The sequence below is a fragment of the Achromobacter maghribensis genome, assembly GCF_057334215.1.
The window spans coordinates 51,761-68,381 of record NZ_JBHFII010000058.1 but is presented as its reverse complement, the minus strand read 5'-3'; the positions used below and the strand labels follow the sequence as shown (position 1 = coordinate 68,381).

General features: G+C 65.6%; 14 protein-coding genes. 3 read left to right on the top strand and 11 right to left on the bottom strand.

Going from position 1 to position 16,621, the window contains the following annotated elements; all coding sequences use genetic code 11:
- Positions 1 to 319: 319 nt before the first annotated feature.
- The 3 genes from ACE039_RS25110 to ACE039_RS25100 all read right to left on the bottom strand — a co-directional run bounded on the left by ACE039_RS25110 (position 320) and on the right by ACE039_RS25100 (position 2,462).
- Positions 320 to 1,291, bottom strand: a complete 972-nt coding sequence (locus tag ACE039_RS25110) for a bifunctional helix-turn-helix transcriptional regulator/GNAT family N-acetyltransferase (protein WP_485823614.1) — start codon at positions 1,289 to 1,291, stop codon at positions 320 to 322.
- Positions 1,292 to 1,383: 92 nt separating this feature from the next.
- Complete coding sequence (locus ACE039_RS25105; protein WP_485823613.1) at positions 1,384 to 2,058, bottom strand: DNA-3-methyladenine glycosylase I; 675 nt, start codon at positions 2,056 to 2,058, stop codon at positions 1,384 to 1,386.
- Complete coding sequence (locus tag ACE039_RS25100; protein WP_448709576.1) at positions 2,058 to 2,462, bottom strand: lysozyme inhibitor LprI family protein; 405 nt, start codon at positions 2,460 to 2,462, stop codon at positions 2,058 to 2,060. Before ACE039_RS25100 ends, ACE039_RS25105 begins: the two co-directional genes overlap by 1 nt.
- 68 nt (positions 2,463 to 2,530) lie before the next feature.
- On the opposite strand from ACE039_RS25100, the gene ACE039_RS25095 reads away from it, so the two are divergent.
- Complete coding sequence (locus ACE039_RS25095) at positions 2,531 to 3,340, top strand: metallophosphoesterase (RefSeq protein WP_448709575.1); 810 nt, start codon at positions 2,531 to 2,533, stop codon at positions 3,338 to 3,340.
- On the opposite strand, the gene ACE039_RS25090 is transcribed toward ACE039_RS25095, so the two are convergent.
- The 3 genes from ACE039_RS25090 to ACE039_RS25080 form a co-directional block, all read right to left on the bottom strand.
- Positions 3,337 to 5,502 (bottom strand): TonB-dependent siderophore receptor, encoded by a 2,166-nt coding sequence (locus ACE039_RS25090; protein ID WP_485823612.1) that lies wholly within the window; start codon positions 5,500 to 5,502, stop codon positions 3,337 to 3,339. The genes ACE039_RS25095 and ACE039_RS25090 overlap by 4 nt on opposite strands.
- A 109-nt stretch (positions 5,503 to 5,611) precedes the next feature.
- Positions 5,612 to 6,199 carry a hypothetical protein gene (locus ACE039_RS25085; protein ID WP_485823611.1) on the bottom strand — a complete coding sequence of 196 codons (588 nt, stop codon included), beginning with the start codon at positions 6,197 to 6,199 and terminating at the stop codon, positions 5,612 to 5,614.
- Positions 6,200 to 6,254: 55 nt separating this feature from the next.
- Positions 6,255 to 7,304 carry an NADP(H)-dependent aldo-keto reductase gene (locus tag ACE039_RS25080; protein WP_448709572.1) on the bottom strand — a complete coding sequence of 350 codons (1,050 nt, stop codon included), beginning with the start codon at positions 7,302 to 7,304 and terminating at the stop codon, positions 6,255 to 6,257.
- Between the two features lie 142 nt (positions 7,305 to 7,446).
- Here ACE039_RS25080 and ACE039_RS25075 point away from each other — a divergent pair, with 142 nt between their 5' ends.
- On the top strand, positions 7,447 to 8,223 hold the full coding sequence (locus ACE039_RS25075; RefSeq protein ID WP_448709571.1) for a bestrophin-like domain: 777 nt from the start codon (positions 7,447 to 7,449) through the stop codon (positions 8,221 to 8,223).
- Between the two features lie 54 nt (positions 8,224 to 8,277).
- Here ACE039_RS25075 and ACE039_RS25070 read toward each other — a convergent pair whose 3' ends face one another.
- From ACE039_RS25070 to ACE039_RS25050, 5 genes are all read right to left on the bottom strand, one after another.
- Positions 8,278 to 8,727 carry a GNAT family N-acetyltransferase gene (locus ACE039_RS25070; RefSeq protein ID WP_448709570.1) on the bottom strand — a complete coding sequence of 150 codons (450 nt, stop codon included), beginning with the start codon at positions 8,725 to 8,727 and terminating at the stop codon, positions 8,278 to 8,280.
- Complete coding sequence (gene uvrA / locus ACE039_RS25065; protein WP_485823610.1) at positions 8,724 to 11,255, bottom strand: excinuclease ABC subunit UvrA; 2,532 nt, start codon at positions 11,253 to 11,255, stop codon at positions 8,724 to 8,726. Before uvrA ends, ACE039_RS25070 begins: the two co-directional genes overlap by 4 nt.
- 37 nt (positions 11,256 to 11,292) lie before the next feature.
- Complete coding sequence (locus tag ACE039_RS25060; RefSeq protein ID WP_485823609.1) at positions 11,293 to 12,861, bottom strand: hypothetical protein; 1,569 nt, start codon at positions 12,859 to 12,861, stop codon at positions 11,293 to 11,295.
- A gap of 94 nt (positions 12,862 to 12,955) precedes the next feature.
- A complete protein-coding gene (locus tag ACE039_RS25055; protein WP_485823608.1) occupies positions 12,956 to 13,765 on the bottom strand; it encodes an alpha/beta fold hydrolase in 810 nt (269 codons plus the stop codon).
- Positions 13,766 to 13,871: 106 nt separating this feature from the next.
- A complete protein-coding gene (locus tag ACE039_RS25050) occupies positions 13,872 to 15,731 on the bottom strand; it encodes a methyl-accepting chemotaxis protein (protein WP_448709566.1) in 1,860 nt (619 codons plus the stop codon).
- Between the two features lie 218 nt (positions 15,732 to 15,949).
- Here ACE039_RS25050 and ACE039_RS25045 point away from each other — a divergent pair.
- The coding region (locus ACE039_RS25045; protein ID WP_485823607.1) for a LuxR C-terminal-related transcriptional regulator at positions 15,950 to 16,621 on the top strand (672 nt) is incomplete at its 3' end.

Below are 16,621 nucleotides of genomic sequence, written 5' to 3'. Positions count from 1 at the left end.
CGGCGCCGGCGGCGTGGGCTGCTCCGTAACGGGAGGCTCGGGATTGGCCGGCGACGATTCGTCGCTGTCATCGCCGCCACAGGCGGACAAGGCGGCGGCCGCAAGCAGCGTGGCCGCAAGCATTCTTGCTAGGGGTTTGGAGGGCATGGGAAGGTAGGAGTAAATGGCGGAAGCAGACTCTCACGCCGTTGTCAGCCGGCATGACCTCGGGGAGTCTAGGAACGCGACGTGACATCCACGTGAAACAGCCGGCGTGCCCGGCTGCGTGGATGTATCGGCGTATTTCCGCTGCGCGCGTTGGCGGCGCGCGCAGCGCTGGCTAGCGGCTGCGGCGCAAGAAGCGCTGCTCGACCACCACGCTGCCCCATTGGCGGCCTTCCGATTCGTCCGTCAGGACAAACCCCGCCGCCTCGTACAGGTGACGGGCGGCGTCCAGCCCTTTGAATGTCCACAAGTAGGTCTGGTTGTAATGCGCGTCGGCGAACGCCAGCGCGCGTTCAAGCAGCGCCCGGCCCACGCCCATGCCGCGTAGCGATTCGTCCACGATGAACCAACGCAGGTGCGCCTGACCGCTGGCCACATCGCCATCGATCACGATGGAGGCCAGCACCCTGCCCCCGTCCACGTACAGCCACATGCCTTTGCCCGCGGCCGGGAGCCCTTCGGCGAAGTCGCCCAATTCGCTGGCCACCTTGCGTTCGAAGTACACGCCAAAACCCGAGGCCTGCGCGTAGTAGCGGGCATGCAGACTGGCGACGTCGCCGATGCAGCCCGGCACGTAGCCTTCGCGGATCTGATCGCCGATGCCCGCCACCGTCCCTGGCGACACGTTGGGGTTTTCGCGCGACAGCGCATTGGCGTACAGGGACATGAAGCGGATCAGCGATTGCTGGTCATCCGGTGCCAGCTGGCGCAACGCCCGCGACACCTGATCGGTGGCGAACTGGTCGATGCGGGCGCGCAACGCGAGCCCCGCGTCAGTAAGCGCCAGACGGGAAGACCGCGCGTCATCGGCGTCGGCTTCGCGCGAGACCAGCCCGGCGGATTCCAACTTGGCCAACTGGCGACTGGTGTTGGACTTGTCCAGCCTGAGGATGGCCGCCAGATCGCGGGCCTGAATGCCCGGTTGCAAGCCGATCTCGATAATGGCGTGCACGGCCGAGGGGGCCAGGTCGCTTCCCGCCAGGGACGTTCGCATGAAGCCCAGTTCGCGCACCAGCTTGCGGGAAAACTCCCGCAGGTCCCGAATGGTCTGCTCGCGGGACTGAGAGGGAAAGTCGATGAGATCCATGGCGGCCCCGATAAGTTGCGGTACGCAACCAATATACTTGCGGGGCGCAACCAAATCAAGCGCCAAGCATCATGCGTGCTGCGTTCACCGCGTCACGCCGGCGCGGGCCGCTTGAACGCCGCCCGGGCGGCGTCGACGACGGGCCGGCAGACGCAGCCGTTCATGTGGTCGTTGACCATGCCCACCGCCTGCATGAAGGCATACATCGTGGTGGGTCCCACGAAGGTCCAGCCGCGCTTTTTCAAGGCGCGTGACAGCGCCGTCGATGCCGCCGACGTCGGGTTCTGGTTCCAGTAGTCCAGGTCGACCGTGCCCGGCCGTTCAGCCGCGGGCGGCTCGTGGCGCCACAACCAGCCGGACAGCGATCCCGTTTCCTCGGCCAGCGCCAGCGCCCGGCGCGCGTTGTTGATGGTGGACACGATCTTTGCGCGGTTGCGCACGATGGCGGGGTTGCCCATCAGCCGGTCGACGTCTTGCTCCGTATAGCGCGCCACGCGTGCAAAGTCGAAATCGTCGAAGGCTTCGCGGAAGGCCTCGCGCTTGCGCAGGATGGTGATCCACGCCATGCCCGCCTGGAAGCCTTCCAGGCAGATCTTTTCATACAGGCGGCGGTCGTCGCCAACGGGACGGCCCCATTCGTGGTCGTGATAGTCGGCCATGGACGGTTGCCAGAAGCAGCGCGGCACGCCGTGCGCATCCCACACCAATCCCGCCTTGTCCGCGGGGTTCGGGCTGTTGGCGACAGCCGTGACGTCGGGCAACGTCATTACCTGCCGGGCACCGGGCAGCTCATGTCGCCTTCCTGGCATTTCAGGTAGGCGTCGAGTTCCTTGGTGCGGGTCTGCGTCAGCGCATCCAGGCACTGGCTCAGCACCATCGGGTATGCGCTGCCGCCCGTCGTGCCGCTGGCCGAAAACGCGCATTCCGCATCGCGGAAAAACAGCCAGGCCTTCTGGGCGGCTTGCAGTTGCGTCGTTTTGGTGCGGTCGTCCTTCAGGCGTCCGATGACGGTTTTGTAGGCCTTGTTCAGCGCGGCATCCGACTTCCTGTAGGCTTGGTCAGCGCACAGGTTCATGTCCGTCTGCGTGGCAGCATTGGCGCAATTCAACGGCTGCGCCTGCGCGCTGGCCGCCAGCATCAGCGCGGCGGCCGTGGCGATCGCGATACGCATGGGCGTTTCTCCTGGTTGTCGGATGAGTGGGTAGTTCCGAGGGGAAAGTGTCGCATAAGATATCGGACATGAAGATCCAATTGCTTTCCGACCTGCATCTAGAATCCGATCCGACCTTCCTGGCGCAGCCCACGCCGGGCGCCGACCTGCTGGTGCTGGCCGGGGACATCGGCTCGTATCAGCGGGGTTCGAAGCTGAATGGCACGGACTTCGGCCTGGGCAGCTACGCGCCGCGCAACGGCTGGCCCACGCCCGTGGTGTTCGTGCCGGGCAATCACGAATACGACAATCTGGATTTCGACGACACGCACGACCGCCTGCGCGAGCTATGCCATGCGCTGGGCATCCAGTGGCTGGAACGCGAAACCTGCGTCATCGACGGCGTGCGGCTGGTCGGCACCACGCTATGGACGGACTTCGACGCGTTGGCCACCGACAGCGACACCCTCGGCGCCGCGCTGACCAAACGCGCCAAGGCCTTCCGCGCGGCCGACTTCTATCTCGAGAAAGCCCAGATGCGCCGCCACGGCGCGCCCTTCATGGCCGAGCAGATGCGCGAGCAGGGCCTGGTGTGCCAGCAATGGCTGGATACGGCGCTGCGCGAACCTTTCGACGGCCCGACGCTGGTCATCACCCATTTCGCGCCCACGCTGGCCAGCGCCGATCCGCGCTATGGCGTCACGCCCGGCACCGCGGGCTTCTGCAATGCACTGGACGCCCTGTTGCCGCTGGCCCACACATGGATGCACGGGCATCTGCACTGCGCGCACGACTACGTGAAAGACGGTTGCCGCATCGTGGCCAACCCGTTGGGCTATGCCAGAAAGGGCGAACAGGCGGACTTCGCGCCTGATCGCCTGTGGGAAGTGAACGCCTAGAACTTGACGCTGGCGCTCAGGCCGTAGGTGCGCGGGTCGCCTGCCTTTACGTAGTCGGACGACTGGAACAGCCAATAGCGCTTGTCCGTCAGGTTGTTGATGCCGGCGCGGAACGTCGTCTCGTAGCCGTATATCTGCGTGTCGTAGGTGGCGCCGATGTTGACGATGGCGTAGTCGCTGACCTTCACGTTGTTCGATGCGCCCAGCATGGTGTTGCCGGTGTACTTCACATCCGCGCGCAGCTTCAGGCCCGGCAATTGCGGCACCGAATACGCCACCTGCGCCGCCGCCACCAGCTTCGGCGCGCCCGCCACGCGGTTGCCCGTGTAGTTGTTGCCCTTCTTGTATTCGGAATCCAGGAACATCAGGCTGCCGCCCACGTTCCAGTTCGTCGCCACGCGCGCCGACGCGCCCAGCTCCAGGCCCTGATAGATCGATTTTCCGTCCTGCGTCAGTTCGTTGGCCGCGTTGGCATATTCGGCCTTCTTCTCGATGCGGAAGAGCGCCGCGGTCGCGGCCCAGTCGTCCTGATCCGTTTTCACGCCCAGTTCATACTGCTTGCTCTTCAAGGGATCCAGCAAGGCGCCGTAGTTGGTGTAGATATTGCCCACCGACGAGCCCGGTTCCAGCGACTCGATATAGCTGGCGTAGGCCATCGTCTGCGGTGTGATCTTGTACATCAGCGCGATGGTCGGCGTCAGCACGCCGTTCTTGTCGTAACTCGACGATTGCGCGCCCGTGGCGTCAAATGCCGTCTGCTCGTAGTTGGTGTAGCGCAAACCGCCCAGCAGCGACCAGCCCCCCGTAAGGTCGATCGTGTCGCTGGCGAACATCGCCTTCTGCGTGATCTCGGCCGCGCGGTACAGGTCCAGGCTGCCCTCGCTGTAGTAGGTGTTCGTGTTTTGCGAACGCAGGTTGCCCGTGCCCTGCAGCTGATACACGCCATTGACGCTGTAGTCGTTCTTCTGCTTTTGCCACGATGCGCCGGCCACCACGTGGTGCTTCAGCGGACCGGTCGCGAACTTGCCTTCGATCATGCCTTGCCACTGGTTGTAGGCGTAGGCCTCGCCGTAGTCGGAGCGGTAGTCGTCGTAATCGCCCGCCTGATTTTGCAGGAACAGCACGGACTCGTTGCGGCGCGTGCGCGTGGTGCTGTAGCTGTAATCGGTGCGCACGCTCCAGTCGGACGACAGCTGGTACTTCAAGCCTGTCGAGTAATAGCGGAAATCGTTATCGGCGTACGGGCCCTGGCCCACGAGCTTGCCGTTGTCATTGCGCACCGCCGACGGCAGTTCGCTGCCCGCCAGCTGCCCGGCATAAATGGTGGGTTCCTGGCCGATCGCCTTGCGGTCTTGATAAATGGACTGAAAGTCCCAAGTCAGCTTGTCCGTCAAGCGCGCGTCCAGCGCCAATGACACGGAATCGCGATACAGCGAGCCGCCGTTATACGTGTTGCCTTCTTCGTGCGTCGCATTCAGGCGGTAGCCGAACGTGCCGCTTTGGCCCGCCCGGCCGCCCAGGTCCACCTGCTCGCGCAGCAGGCCTTTCGACACATAGCCCAGCTCGATCCGGCGCACCGGCTCGTCGATGGGCTTCTTGGTCACGTAGTTGACCAGGCCGCCCGGCGAGCCAAAGCCGTACATGAAGCCCGACGCGCCCTTCAACAGATCAATCTGCTCGAACTGTTCGAACGGCAGCGTCGTCACATAGCTCAGGAACGGCTTACCGTCGATGCGATAGGAATTCTGCCAGTCCAGCGGCAGGCCACGCACCGTCAGATAACTGGCCCAGGCGCCATACGAGGCGCTGTTGTCGCTGACGGAGGCATCCAGGGCGAACACATCGCCCAGCTTGCTGACTTGCCGTTCCTCGATATCGGCCGCGGTCACCACGGTGGTCGAGAACGGCGTTTCCAACTGGGTGCGATTGCCCAGCGCGCCCGTATTCACCGGGGCGGACAGATGCTCCAACGTCTCGTCGAGCGGCGCGGCATTGACCGTGACGGCAGGCAATTGCGCCACGCCCTGCGGGTCGGTAGTGGATTGTGCTTGCGCCCCAACCGGAAAAACCATGCCCAACGCCAGGGCAAGAACGGAAGGCGTAACAGCGGGCCGTGCGAGCTTGCGCGCACGACCCTTCCGGGTGGAAGACGGACGGACCACGTTGAATTCTCCAGAGAGCGGGGATGTAAAGGGTGTTTTTTATTATTAATAGAACTGATTCGCAATAAGATTTACGAATCAAGACAACCCCGACCGCTGGCGGAATGGCCTAAGGTTCCAGCCCCGCCACCGGCAACGCGAAAAGCACTACGCCTGGATTGGCGATCACAAACCCGGTTCCGGCCAGGAAGGTGACCGGAGAAAGCAGCTTCATCATGTCGGCGCTGCCTTGCGCGTCCTGCACCGTGACGCGATACGACTGGTCCAGCGACGTCGCTGCCGCCCCCGCCACGGTGGGCGTATCCGGCCGGGCAAGGTAGCGCTTGCCTTTAAGGTGATGGGTGTAATACACCAACCCATCCTTCGTGGTGTTGAAGTGCATGGCCAGCGCCTCTTTCCGGTCGCTCGGCGAGGCGTTGTCCATCAATTGCAGGCGCACCAGGCCCCAGGTGAGGCCATCGGCCCCCACGTGAAAATCGCGCAGGACCACGGCAGTCAGCCGCGTCCGGAACCCGGACGCCATCGACTGCGCCATCGCGGGCGGCATGTCGAACAGATAGTGATACCGCGGCCCCAGCACGGCGAAGGTCTTGCCGTCCGACGACACCATCAGCGTGGAGACGTCTTCGGTATAGACCTTGGTCGATGCGCAACCCGCCACCATGAGGGCAAGCGCCGATAGCAGCAAAGTCGTCACGAGGCGTCGCATGGCGCTTGGCAAGCTCTTGGAGTGGCTTCTGGCTGGCCGCGGATCAGGGCGCCGGATTCGGATGGCGCGTGTGAATCCCGTCGATCGCCTTCAACAATTCAGGCGACAACGTCACGTCGACGCTGTCGATGTTCTCCTTCAGTTGCTCAAGCGTCGTGGCGCCCACCAGGTTGCTGGTGACGAACGGGCGCTGGTTCACCCAGGCCAGCGCCAGGTGGGTGGGCGACATGCCGTGTTCGCGGGCCAGCGCCACGTATTCAGCGGTGGCGGCCTCGGCCTGCGGGTTGCTGTAGCGGGTGAAACGGGTGTAACGGGTCAACCGCGCGCCGTCGGGACGCGCGCCGTTCAGGTACTTGCCGCAGAGCATGCCCATCGCCAGCGGCGAATAGGCCAGCAGGCCCACGCCTTCATGGTGGGTGAATTCGGACAAGCCGATTTCGAACACCCGGTTCAAGAGGCTGTACGCGTTCTGGATCGACACGATGCGCGGCAGCGCGTGCGTATCGGCGTGGCGCAGGAACTGGCCCACACCCCACGGCGTTTCGTTGGAGACGCCCACGTGGCGCACCTTGCCGGCGCGGACGAAATCTTGCAGCACCGACAACGTTTCCTCGATCGGCACGGTGTGGTCGTCTTCCACCCAGGGGTAGTTCAGTTGCCCAAACGTGGCGGTAGTGCGGTCGGGCCAGTGCAACTGATACAGGTCCAGGTAATCCGTCTGCAGCCGCTTGAGGCTGGCGTCCAGCGCCGCCGTCAGGTTCTTCCGGTCCAGGAAGGTCTTGCCGTCGCGGATATGGCCGGGGCGCTTGGGGTCGCGCACCGGGCCGGCCACCTTGCTGGCCAACACGATGTCCTGGCGGCGCTTGCTGCGCGCCAGCCAGGTGCCGATATAGGTTTCGGTCAGGCCCTGGGTCTCGGGCTTGGGCGGCACCGGATACATTTCGGCCACATCGACCAGGTTGACGCCGCGCGACAGCGCGTAGTCCAGTTGCTGATGCGCTTCGGCCTCGGTGTTCTGTTCGCCCCAGGTCATGGTGCCCAATCCAATCAGGCTGACATCCAGGTCGGTACGGCCGAGTTTGCGGGTTTTCAAGTTCTGCTCCGTGCGGGGTCTTAATCGGGAATCGACACCTTACTCCAAGATGTTGGCGTTTCGCTGACAAGCCCCCGGGGATCCGGCAGCTTGCCACCCTGCCGCAATCCGCATACGCTGGCGTGTCCGCGAGGGAGGCGCCATGCTCAGGAACTTCGACGAATCCTATCTTTTCTTCATCGGCGTCATCGTCTTCCTGGGCATCATCGAGCTCTGCTTCCGGCTGGGCCGGCGGCAACGCAAACCGGCCGACGAATCGCACCGCACGCACATCACCGCGCTGCAGACCGCCCTGCTCGGCCTGCTGGCCCTGCTGCTGGGCTTTACCTTCGCCATGTCGGTCACCCGATTCGAAGCGCGCAAGAACCTGGTGCTGGAAGAGGCCAATGCGATTGGTAACGCCTATTGGCGTTCGCAATTAATCGCGCCATCGGCGCGGACGCAGGTGCCGCGCTTGCTGCTGGAATACACCAAAGCCGCGCTGGAACTGCATGACGCGGAAAACGACATTCCCCGGTTCGACGCGGCCAGCGCCACGTCGCGCCGCATCGAACGCCAGATCCGCACCTTGGCCGCCGACACCGCCGACAACCCGCCGGCCATCTCGACGATCATGTTCATCCAGGCCATCAACGACATGGCACAGGTCAACGAGAAGCGCCGCGTGGCGCTTGAGAACCATGTGCCCGAGCCGGTGTTCTACCTGCTGTTCATCGTCAGCGCGGGCGCCGTGGCCTACATTGCCTACGGCACCGGCCTGTACGGGCGCAGACGGCTGACGTCGACGGGCCTCTTCGCGGCGCTGATCGCGCTGGTGTTGACGTTCATCGTCGACATCGACCAGCCCGGCACCGGCGTGATCCAGGTCAACCAGGAAAGCATGGAGCGGATGCAGGGCTTGTTGGAGCAAGAGCTGTAGCGCGGCGGCTCGGCCCTGCCATGCCGGGGCGGGGCGTGGCTTAACGGACGACGTTCAAAACAGGAATTCCAGCACCTCGTCGCCCGCCGCGTTGAACGTGCCCGTCGACCGCCATCCCAGATGGCGATAAAACCCGTATGACCGCACTGCGGGATCGGCGGCGCAACCCAGGAACAAGCGCGCAAAGCCTCGCTGGCGCAAAAGCCCGGCCGTCATGCTCAACACCGTCTTGCCCACGCCTCGGCCTTCGAATGCCGGCAGCAGCGCAAGCACGACGATTTCTCCCGTGTCGCGGTGTCCAAAGCAATAGCCGGCCAGCTTGCCGCCGTCGACCGCGACCACGCCCGGATACAAGCCGGATTCGATCCCCGCGCTCCAGGTCTCTGGCGTGATCCCGGCGTCAGCCAGCTCCGCCGCGGTCACGGCGTTTTCGCGGGTCAGGCCGCGCAACACGATGCAGGCGGCGGCGTCTTCAGGGCGGGCAAGTCGGTAGGCAAGGCTCATCGGGATGCTTGAAACAGTGTCTTCAGGAAAGGGGCCGTCGCCCCGGCGTCGGCCTGGCTGACGGCGTGCGGCGTGCCTTCGGCGACGATACGGCCGCCCTCGTCGCCGGCACCCGGACCGACGTCGATCATCCAGTCGCTACCCGCGACCACGCGCAAGTCGTGCTCGACGACAACGACGGTGTTGCCGGCATCCACCAGGCCGTGCAGTTGCGCCATCAGCTTATCCACATCCGCCGCGTGCAGGCCGGTCGTGGGTTCGTCCAGCACGTAGAGCGTGTTGCCGCGCTGGCTGCGCTGCAGTTCGGTGGCCAGCTTGATGCGCTGCGCTTCGCCCCCGGACAGTTCGGTGGCGGGTTGCCCCAGGCGAAGATAGCCCAGGCCGATCTCGTGCAGCAGCGCCAAGGGACGTTGCACCACGGGTTCGTCCTGGAAAAAGTCCCGCGCCTCGTCGACCGTCATCGCCAGGACTTGGGCGATGTTGCGGCCGTTCCATTCGATTTCCAGCGTCTTGGCGTTGTAGCGGCTGCCGTGGCAGGCGGGGCAAGGCGCATAGACGCTGGGCATGAACAGCAGTTCGATACTGACAAAGCCCTCGCCTTCGCAGGTCTCGCATCGCCCCTGGGCGACATTGAACGAGAAGCGGCCGGCGCCGTACCGGCGCGACTTGGCCGCACGGGTTCCGGCGAACAGTTTGCGAACGTGGTCGAACAACCCGGTGTAGGTCGCCAGATTGGAGCGGGGCGTGCGGCCGATGGGTTTCTGGTCCACGTTGACCAGCCGCTTGATGGCGTCGGCGCCGGCCTCGATGCGGCCCGTCGTGCGCGGCAGGCCGCCGGGTGGCGGAAGATCGCCTTCGGGTTCTTCGACGGCGGGCTCGTGGCCCAGATGCTCGCCGATCAGTTCCACCAATGCCTGGCTGACCAGGCTGCTTTTCCCCGACCCCGACACGCCCGTCACCGCCGTGAACGCCCCCAAGGGAAAGCGGGCATCCAGGCCATGCAGGTTGTTGCGCCGGATGCCCCGCAACGACAGCCATCCCGAAGGTTCGCGGGCCGGCCGGCTGGGCGGGGCCGCCCAGTCGAACAGATACCGCGCGGTCAGTGATGCGTCGACGTTGCGCAGGCCCTCGGGCGGCCCGCTATACAGCACTTGCCCGCCATGCTGGCCGGCGCCGGGCCCGACGTCCACCAGCCAGTCCGCGCGCCGCAGCGTGGCCAGGTCGTGCTCCACGACGAACAGCGTGTTGCCGGCCGCCTTCAATTGGTCCAGCGCGCGGTGCAGCGCCTGCCCGTCCGCCGGATGCAGGCCGGCCGACGGTTCGTCCAGCACATACACGACACCGAACAGGTTCGACCGGATCTGGGTGGCCAGCCGCAGCCGCTGGAGCTCGCCGGGCGACAGGGTGGGCGTGGACCGGTCCATCGCCAGATAGCCCAGACCCAGCGCCTGCAAGGTCCCGATGCGCTCGACCAGGTCATGGGCGATGCGTTGGGCCGCGACGTGGCGTGCGCCGTCGGCCGCCGCCCCGTCGGCATGGCCGCTGGCCGCGGGGGCCAGGATCTGCGCGATGCGGGCAAGCGGCAAGCGCGACAACGTGCCGATGTCCAGCCCCGCGAACTTGACCGATAGCGCTTCACGCTTGAGCCGCCGGCCGTCGCACACGGGGCACGGCGCCCCGGTCATGAAGCGGGCCACCCGCTTTTTCATCATGGCGCTTTGCGTGGTGGCGAACGTATGCATCACGTAGCGCCGCGCGCCCGTATAGGTACCCATGTAGCTAGGCTCTTGCTTGCGGCGCAGCGCGGCCCGGGTTTCAGCGGGCGTGAACCCCGCATAGACGGGCGCGGTCGGCTGCTCGTCGGTGTACAGGATCCAGTCGCGAGCCTTCTTGGGCAGGTCGCGCCAGGGCGTATCGACGTCGTAGCCCAGCGTGACGAGGATGTCGCGCAGGTTCTGCCCGTGCCAGGCGGGCGGCCACGACGCGATGGCGCGCTCGCGGATGGTCAGCGACGGATCAGGCACCATGGATTTTTCGGTCACGTCGTAGACGTAGCCCAGGCCGTGGCAATTCGGGCAGGCGCCCTGCGGCGTGTTGGGCGAAAAGTCTTCGGCATACAGCATCGGCTGGCGCGCGGGATAGGTGCCGGCCCGCGAATACAGCATGCGCAACATGCTGGACAAGGTGGTGACGCTGCCGACCGTGGAACGCACGTTCGGGGTGCCGCGTTGCTGCTGCAGCGCAACCGCCGGCGGCAGGCCATCAATGGCGTCCACGTCGGGCACGCCGACCTGGTCGATCAGGCGCCGGGCATAGGGCGACAGGGACTCCAGGTACCGCCGCTGCGCTTCGGCGTACAACGTGCCGAAAGCCAAAGACGACTTGCCCGATCCCGATACGCCGGAAAACACCACCAGCGCATCCCGCGGGATGTCCACATCCACGTTCTTCAGATTGTGTTCGCGCGCCCCACGAACGCGGATGCAGGCGTCGGCGCGCGGCTTGGCGGATTTCTTTCGCTGGCTCATGCCAGGAATGATAATGGACGCCGCGAACCGCGGCGGCTCACCCCTGCTGCAATGCCGCGACCGATCGCGCCAGATCGTGGTACCTGCGGCGCAGGATCGTCTCGGTCTGGTCGCGCGGCTGCCTGCTGTCTTCTTCCTGCCCGTCCAGTTGCGCGGCGCGCAGCATCGGCAGCAGGTCATGCGTGACCGTATCGACCGTGGGAATGACGGTGAGTTCCACGCGCTCTCCGCCCACGAACCTGGACACCTGCATGGACAGGTTGCGAGATTGCGTCATCGATGCCAGGGTCAGGCCGCCACGCTCCTCTGCCAGCTCGGTGCGGGTGCTGATGGAATCCTTGACCTGGTAGTAGAGATAACTCTGCGACGACTTGTCCGAGGTCAGCGCCAGCGGCTGGTGCGCCGACAACGGCTTATGGAAGCTGGCGTCCAGCGCGGACCGCTGTTCCTGCGTGACGGCCAGGTTCGATCCGGCCCGCCCCGCGACCTTGCTGCGCTGCGACACCCGCAACGAAAAGCCGTCGATCTCCTCCGGGCGCCCCGGATTCACGCGCTTCGATTCCTGCGTGATGGACGCGGAGTAATCCGCCAGACCGGACAGCAAGGCCCGATGGGACGCCGACGCGGGGACGCGAACAACCGTTCCGGCCGGCTGCGACCGTTCGGTTTGCGCGGCGCCATAACTGCTGTGCACGGCGGAGAAGGCATTCTTGAACATGGCCATCAGCGCTTCGTCGCCGTCGCCGCGACGCCGCGCGCCATCAAACTGCAGCAACGCCTTGTCGATGGCCGCCGCCTGCTGCTCGGCGGTGCCGAAGGTGGCGGGCTTGCTCAGGTCGGCGTTGACGCTGACCTCGCCGGCGGGGCCCGTGTACGTGATTGACCGCTGCCCGCTGTCGGCCTGGAATTCGATGGTCTGCACCGCAACGCCATTGGCCCGCGTCACGGCGCGCAGATTCACCGACGACAGGACGGCGGGGTCGACATCCGCCAGGCCGGCGACATCCAGCCGCGGCGGCACTTGGGACAGCCCCTCCAGCGCATCTTCGAAGGCGCCGGACAGGGCCGCGATCGCATTGCGCTCGTCCTCGGTCAACGTGCCGTCGGTGACGTCGATCTGCACCGCCATGCCGTCCTGGCCGCGCGCCAGGGAAACCTCGACCTTGGCGCCGCTGGCGGTGGAAATGCGCAACGACACGGTGTTGTCGCCCTGCAGGCTCAACCGGGAAGACAGCGCGCTGTCCGACGATGTCTGCGCCGGCACGCCGGGCGCCGACACCGATTGGGCATAGTTGCCGCCATCGGCTCGAACGCGGCCCAGCAACGCCGCGCCTACGTCCTGGAACGGGTTGCCCGCGCGCATGTTGCGGGACATCAGCGCCGCCAGGGAATCCGCGATGGCGCCGGTCTGCGTATAAAGCGTGGAATGGGTGGCCGATGCCGGCTGGCCCAACGCGACCCGGGTCGAGGCGGACGCGGCGCCCGTCGGCGTGGTGGCCGGCGCGCGCGCGACGACGTGGGCGGTACTGAACGGGATGGTGCTTTGCAGCCCTCCCGGCGAACTGATGGCGGTCATGGTGGCGGTGTCGTCCCAGCGCGTGGGCAAGGCCTGCCCAGATTTATCCGGCGTTCTCCTGGTCCTAACGGCAGGATGCCCGGAAAATTAAGCCGTAACGCCACCCCGGCCGCCGCCCGGAGCCTCAGATGCCGTTGCGGGACAGAAATTCGCGCACCGCTTCCAGCACGGCGTCTTCTCGCTCGCGGTGGGGCACATGGCCGCAACCCGGCATCGGCAGCATCGACGCCGGTCCGCCTGCCAGGGCCACCAGTTTTTCGGGATGGCGCATGGAGCCGTACTCGTCGTTTTCGCCATGGATGACCAAGAGCGGCGCCGTGACGCGCGGCAGGACCGCGTCCAGGTTCCAATCGGCGAACTCGGCCGACTGCCAGGTCTTGACCCAGGCATCCAGCACCCACTGTGCCTTCTCGCCGTGATAGCGCTTCAGACGGTCCAACTGGGCCGGGTCCTTGAATTGCTCGCCCGCCACGCGGATGCCCTCCAGGGTCCGGTCTTCCACGAATTCCTGGGCGGATTCGGTCATGACGCCGATGCAGCGTTGCCCAAACGCCGCGGCGACCGACACCGCCATCCCGCCGCCGACGCTATGGCCAAAAACGAGAAAGCGGGTGAGCTCGAAATGGTTCGCCAGAGCGGCGAAGGCGTCCTCCGCTTCGTTGGCGACGAAGTCCGGCAAAAGATGGCCAGGATGCGGATCCGACTGGCCGAAGCCCAGCCGGTCATAAGCGATCACGGCACGCCCCGTGGACTGCGCCAGCTTGGCCGGAAAGTCGCGCCACAGGTCCACGCACCCTAGCGAGTCATGCAGCAGGACGATCGGCGCGCCCGCCGCCTGGGCGTCTCCGGCTGGCCACATCCGGGCGTGGATTCTTCCCAGTGCGGTTGGAATCAGGCAACTTGCTGGGACGGGCGCTGCGTGGTCAACCATCATTCATCCTCTGTTCAGTTCTTGGGCTTCGCAGATTCTGCGGCCAACCAGGCTGACAGGCAACTCCCGCCTGCTTGCCAGGCGGGAGGCGATGGGACCCGCGAAAGCCTCAATAGGCCGGTGCCGACCGCGGCAAAGCCAGCATGCGGGGCGCCGAATCAGGGGCTTGGTCACGCAGTTTGAAGCGTGCCACGGTATCGGCCAGCACGCGGGCCTGATCGCTGAGCATGGCCGACGCTGCCGCCGACTCTTCCACCAGCGCCGCGTTCTGCTGCGTTGCCTGGTCCATGTCCGCCACGCTGCGGTCGATCTGGCTGATGCCGACGCTTTGCTCGGTCACCGCGCCGTGGATTTCGGCCACCAGCCGCTGCACGCGCGAAATGCCTTCGACGATCTCGCTCATGGTGGAACCGGCGGCTTGCACGCGTTCGGTGCCGCTCTTGACGTTTTCGACCGACGCCTGGATCAGCGTCCGGATCTCTTGCGCCGATGCCGCGCTGCGCTGCGCCAAGGTGCGGACTTCGCCCGCCACGACGGCAAAGCCGCGGCCTTGCTCGCCAGCGCGCGCGGCTTCGACGGCCGCGTTCAGCGCCAGGATGTTGGTCTGGAAGGCAATGCCGTCGATCACGCTGATGATCTCGGTGATGCGTTGCGACGATTGCGAAATGGCGCTCATCGTCGTCACCGCGTCCGTGACGACCTGACCGCCACGTTCCGCAGCAGAGCTGGCTTCCGTGGCCAGGCGCGTGGCGTGCTGCGCCGCCTCTTCCGTCTGGCGAACGCTGGAGGTCAGCTGCGTCAGCGCCGACGACGTTTCCTGCAACGACCCCGCCGACGTTTCAGTGCGCTGCGACAGATCGCGGTTGCCCATGTCGATTTCGCTGGTGGCGGCGGACATCGAATGCACGCCCGTGCGCACGTCCAGCATCACCGTGCTGATTTTGTCGACAAACGCGTTGAACGACGACGAGATCTGCGCCACTTCGTCATGGCCCACGACTTCCAGGCGATGCGTCATGTCGCCGTCGCCGGAACCGATAGTGTCCATCGCGTCGCGCACGGCCGACAGACGCTTGAACGCGCGGGAGGTCACCACGCTTGCGATGGCCACGGCCAGCAGCGTCAGCACCACCAGCGAGATCAATGTAGCGTTCAGCACCTGCGCCAGGCCAGCGGTGGCTTCGGCGCTGTCCAGCGCGATCACCAGCGACCAGTCCGTGCCGGGAATGCGGCGGGCCTTGAGCAGCTTCGGCACCCCATCCAGGTTGATGGCCAACGGCTCGGCGCCGTCGCGCAACATTGCCGACAGCGCGGCAGGCGTCAGTTCAGGCGCCACGTCGGTGGAGGGCTTGAGCGCCAGCTTGTCGTTCACGTGCGCAATGACCTGTCCGTCGGTCGCCACCACGAAAGCCAGGCTGGACGGCGTGGGACGGATCGCGCGGATGATGTTCTGGATGCCGTCCAGCGGGACGGCGCCGCTCAACACGCCCGTCGTCTGGCCGCCGCGGATCATCGGCGTGGTGAACGCCACATAGAGCTTGCCCGTGCCCGAATCGCCATAGGGTTTGGTGACCGTCAACTTGCCCGCCGCAACCGCGCTTTTGTACCAGGGGCGCGCCGTGGGGTCGTAGTCGGCCGCTACCTGCGTGGTCGAGAAAAAGGTCTTGTCGGACCAGCCAATGGTGGAAATGGGAAAGCCGTTGGTTTCGCCCATCAATTTGGTCAGGCCGCGCGGGTCGCCTTTTTCAACCACGGCGGCGGTCGCGACGACGGCATGGGCCTTGTCCTCGGACCAGCGTTCGATGGCGCTGGCATTGCCGGCGGCAATGGCGTCCAGGTTGCCGGAGATCGTCGCCATCATGTTGCTGCGGACGATCTGGTAGGTCGTGATCCCGGACAGCACCAGGGCACCGACAACGGTAAAGCAAGTAATCAACAGGATCCGGTTGCGCAACGAGGTAATTTTCATGCTTGCCTTATTTCAGCCACTGCCCATATCGGAGGACACGGGTCCACGGCCCACGGTTGAAAACCGGCGGCCACGATGGGCTTACGGCATTCCCGGCCCGGACTTTAGGGGTAAACCCTTGAATTTTCGGCTTTTACCTGTTTCCAGGGATAGCCGCCCTGTCCACGCCCCCCTCACAATTAGAATCGGGCGATCCTGCCTTTCCAGCCCTCCCCCTTATGTCCGACACCCTGCAAGCCCCCGAACTCACCCTGCCGGCGCCGGTGCTGCTGGTGGAAGACGAACCCCTGGTGTGCCGCCGGCTCGAGGGCCTGTTGCTGCAACTTGGGTACCAGCGCGATGCCCTGGTCTACGCCGGATCGCTGGCCGAGGCACGCGCCTGCCTGGCCAACCAGCCTGTCGCCCTGGCGCTGGTGGACCTGGGCCTGCCCGACGGCAGCGGCATCGACCTGATCGCCGAGATGCACGCGGCCGACCCCGGCCTGGCCATCCTGGTCATTTCCGCCTGGTGCACGGAAGACGCGATCCTGGCGGCGTTGCGCGCCGGCGCGACGGGCTATGTGCTGAAGGAACGCGACGACATCGAAGTTGCGCTGTCCTTGCGCAGCGTGCTGCGAGGCGGCGCGCCGATCGATCCCTTCGTCGCGCGGCGCATCATCGAAGAACTGCGCCCCCGGCCCGCGGAACAGCCCGGCACGCCAAGCGGTGAGATACTTAGCCCCCGCGAAAGCCAGATCCTTCGCCTGGTGGCCGAAGGGCTTGCCAATCGAGAAATCGCCGAGCAGCTGTTCCTGTCGCGCTACACCGTCGAATGTCACATCAAGCACATCTACCGCAAACTGGCAGTCTCCTCGCGCACGCGGGCGGTGCATACCGCTGTCTCTTATACA